Annotated in this window: 2 protein-coding genes; both read right to left on the bottom strand. The window is 51.0% G+C overall.

From position 1 onward, the window contains the following. A partial coding sequence (locus GY683_RS06470) for an alpha/beta fold hydrolase (protein WP_297287964.1) occupies nucleotides 1-946 on the bottom strand: 946 nt, incomplete at its 3' end. 67 nt (nucleotides 947-1,013) lie between these two features. Beyond that, a complete protein-coding gene (gene lipA, locus GY683_RS06465; RefSeq protein WP_297287965.1) occupies nucleotides 1,014-2,012 on the bottom strand; it encodes a lipoyl synthase in 999 nt (332 codons plus the stop codon). Between the last annotated feature and the right edge of the window lie 37 nt (nucleotides 2,013-2,049).

The raw sequence follows: 2,049 nt of genomic DNA, 5'->3' as shown, positions 1-2,049 counted from the left end.
TTTTATCAATGGTGTGATGTTTTAGCCACGCCAAAATATCTCCATACACCCTATCTTTATCCGTCTCGTGTAGTGGCTCGTGTCTCATGTTGGGATATAGGTGTGTGCGGACGTTTTGCCCTGCACGGATAAGCTCGTTTTGGAGTTCATCAATGTCTTGCCCCATGCGTCCGACTGGGTCGTCTTTGCCACTTATGAGCAAAATGCGAAAATCTGTGGGCGTGTGGGCGTACCATGTGGGCGATGTGGCTTTTTTGATAAGGGCTTGCAAGGCGACAAAGCCATTATTACTAAACGCAAAACCGCACAAAGGGTCAGCTTCAAAGGCTTTGATGCTGTCGGTGTTTTCGGCTAGCCATGCAAAGGGCGATGCCGATATGGGCGAGCGGATTTGCGAGAGTAGATAGTGGTTTAACAATGTGGCAAAGCGGGCGTTGGGACGTTTTGGGTTTATGTAATTCATCGCCCCAAGTGCGGTTAGAGCAAAGCGGTTGATAAGCCCAAAGCTGTTGCCCGTTCCCATGATAATCGCCCCGTCAAAGCTTGTGGCGTGGTGGGTCAGCACCGTCCGCACGATAAATGACCCCATAGAATGCCCCATGATGTAATGAGGCGTGGGGCGGTCGGTCAGCGTGCGTGCCTTGTCTTTTATTTTATCCGCCATGATAACCACGTCTTTGCACAGGGCTTGGACAGGGTGTTTTTCGTCAATAAAACCAAGCTCGTATTTGTCCCTAACTGTCTGCCCATGCCCAAGCTGGTCATAAGTCGCCACCAGCACGCCATTATCCGCCAGAAACTGGGCAAAATCGGCATAACGCCCACTATGCTCGCTCATGCCATGTACGATGAGTAGGCTGGCGATGGGTGTGCCTTTTGGGATAAAAAAAGTGTGGTATAGGCGGTGGATTTGGTTGGACGATAGGATAACGGATTGGTTTGTCATGACTCAATAACGATTTAAAGTTAATAAAAGTGAAAAAGGGCGAAAATCTCCGCCCTAGTTGTGATGCTTAGAAACACCCACTCGTCTCACCACGCTCCGCCTTTGCCAATTTCTCTTCGGCTAGGGCTTTTGAGCTACGCACAGGCGGTGGGCAGTCTTCGCCATAGTATTGGCGGTCGGCAAAGTAGCTTGAACGCACCATAGGATTTGCCCAGATGTTAAAAAAGCCCAATTTTTTGCCGTATTCGGTATAGCGGGCGAACTCATCGGGGTGGACGTATCTGTCCACAGGGGCGTGGTTTTTACTTGGGGCTAGGTATTGCCCGATTGTGATGATGTCCACGTCATGAGCTTTTAGGTCGTCAAGCAGGGCATAGACTTCTTCTTCGGTCTCGCCAAGCCCCACCATAAATCCGCATTTGGTGGCAACGTCAGGACGGCGTGCCTTATATTCTTTTAGTAGGTTTAGGGAGTGCTGATAGTCCGAGCCGGGGCGAAATGCCTTGTATAGGCGTGGCACGGTCTCAATGTTGTGGTTAAAGACATCGGGAGCGGTCTCGGCAAGTAGGTCAATGGCGATTTTTTCACGTCCACGAAAATCAGGCACAAGAATTTCAATCAAACAGTTGGGGCTTAGGGCTTTGGATTCTTGGATAACTTCCACAAAATGCCCCGCACCACCGTCTTTTAGGTCGTCTCTGTCTACGCTTGTGATGACGGCATATTTTAGCCCAAGCCCAAGTATCGTCTCGGCGGTGTGGCGTGGCTCGTCCACATCAAGGGGATTGGGGCGACCGTGTGCTACTTCACAAAACGGGCAACGACGTGTACAGATGTCGCCCATAATCATAAAGGTCGCTGTCCCGTCGCCAAAGCATTGGGGCAGGTTAGGGCAGGCGGCTTCTTCGCAGACGGTGTAGAGCTTTTGTTTGCGTAGCGTGCCTTTGATACGCTCCACTTCGGCAGGGCTGGATAATTTGACACGAATCCAGTCGGGCTTTTTGGGGGCTTCAACGGTGGGAATGACTTTAATGGGAATGCGAGCGACTTTATCATAGCCACGCAGTTTTTCGCCTTGGACGGCTTTTTTTGGGGCGGGGCGG

The organism is Moraxella sp. (genome assembly GCF_024227015.1).
Classification (GTDB): domain Bacteria; phylum Pseudomonadota; class Gammaproteobacteria; order Pseudomonadales; family Moraxellaceae; genus Moraxella.
Note: the sequence above shows the minus strand (reverse complement) of the source record. Positions and strands in the feature narration are given on the sequence as shown.